This window comes from Vibrio sp. D173a (genome assembly GCF_030248475.1).
In genome coordinates, this window is record NZ_JAHGAH010000198.1 from 1 (window position 1) to 1,244 (window position 1,244).

The 1,244-nt window shown below is 45.8% G+C and carries 1 protein-coding gene; it reads left to right on the forward strand.

The genetic code is table 11. The features are described 5' to 3' along the window. The first annotated feature begins 84 nt into the window (after positions 1-84). Positions 85-1,208 (forward strand): IS3 family transposase gene (locus tag KIV40_RS19215; protein WP_086028361.1). Its coding sequence is split into 2 segments (ribosomal slippage): positions 85-337 and positions 337-1,208, totalling 1,125 coding nucleotides; the frame shifts between segments, so codons are not numbered across the junction. Positions 1,209-1,244 lie beyond the last annotated feature (36 nt).

Sequence of the window (1,244 nt, forward strand, 5' to 3'; positions counted from 1 at the left end):
GATACAGAAGTGGCCCCCAATTTTCGGACATGACTTTAAGTGATTGATCTGTTTGTATAGTACCTAAAAATACTGGAACAGATTATGACTAGAAAACGTAGAAACCACTCACCCGAATTTAAAGCTAAGGTGGCGCTTGATGCTGCTAGAGGTGATAAAACTGTCGCTGAGTTAGCTCAGAAATACAATCTTCACGCTAACCAAATTTCTACATGGAAAAAAGAGCTGCTCGAAAATGCAGCCATGATTTTTGCCTCTGAAAGCCAGTCAGGCAAGGACAACTCTGAAGAAGTGGACAAACTGCACGCCAAGATTGGTCAATTGACCATGGAAAATGATTTTTTGGCCAAAGTGCTCGGTCGTTAGACCGAGCCCAGCGAAAGAGATCGCTGGTTAAATCTACCCAATTGCCAATAAAACGCCAGTGTGAGCTTCTCAGTATTGCTCGCTCTACTGCTTACTATCAACCCATAGGACTCTCTGCTGAAGAGATTGTACTACGGCGCATGATTGACGAAATTCACCTTCGGTATCCGTTCATGGGGAGCAGACGCATTCGAAATGAGATGGCTAAAAAAGGCCATAACGTTAATCGTAAACGTGTCGTTCGGCTCATGCGAGACATGGGCATTGGGGCTATTTACCCCAAGCCTAGAACGACCCTAGCGAACAAAGCACACAAGGTTTATCCCTACCTTTTGCGTGATATCGAAGTCACTTACCCGAACCAAGCTTGGGCGATTGACATCACGTATATCCCGATGGCTAAGGGGTTCCTGTATTTAGTCGCCATTATCGACTGGTATAGCCGAAAGGTGCTGTCTTGGCGGCTATCCAACACCATGGACACGAGCTTTTGTATCGAAGCCCTTGAAGACGCGCTTAAACATTATGGTCCGCCAGATATCTTCAACTCAGATCAAGGCAGTCAGTTTACCAGCACCGAATTCACACAGAAGCTACTCGACCATGGAGTCAGGATAAGTATGGATGGGAAAGGACGCTGGGTCGACAATGTTTTCATAGAGCGATTATGGAGAAGCCTGAAATATGAGGAGGTTTACTTAAAAGCTTACACCACGCCCCGAGAAGCAGAGCTTGAAATCGGCCACTACATGGTGTTTTATAATGAGGAGCGTAACCATCAGGGACTCAATGACCTCACTCCTGATGAAGCCTACTTTGGTAGGCAGAGATACGCTGCATGAGCTGGATCAACCACTTAAGAAGTTAGCTTATGTGTC